This is a genomic window from Adlercreutzia sp. DFI.6.23 (genome assembly GCF_024462535.1).
Taxonomy (GTDB): domain Bacteria; phylum Actinomycetota; class Coriobacteriia; order Coriobacteriales; family Eggerthellaceae; genus Adlercreutzia; species Adlercreutzia rubneri.
In genome coordinates, this window is the sequence record NZ_JANGBP010000854.1 from 1 (window position 1) to 286 (window position 286).

The 286-nt window shown below is 70.3% G+C and carries 1 protein-coding gene; it reads left to right on the forward strand.

Translation table 11 applies throughout. From position 1 onward, the window contains the following. The coding region (locus NE591_RS15750; RefSeq protein ID WP_256157161.1) for a hypothetical protein at positions 1-286 on the forward strand (286 nt) is incomplete at both ends.

Consider the following 286-nt stretch of genomic DNA (forward strand, 5'->3'; position numbering starts at 1 on the left):
CTCGTCGCCGTCCAGCGCCATGGGGAGGCGGTGCGCTTTGCGCGCTGCGGCGACACCGTGGGGGTGCTCGCGGCGGTGGACGAAGCCATCGAGCGGTGGCGTGCCTCGGGGCGGCGCACCGTGGGAGTCATCGCGAAATCGGACTTCCTCGCCGCCCGCTACGCTGAGCTCATTGCGCGCGATCACGACCTTACGCTGCTCACCGATGACACGGACGCCTACCCGGGCGGTATCGTCGTCAGCTCGGTGCGCCTAGCCAAGGGCCTCGAGTTCGACGAGGCGGTGC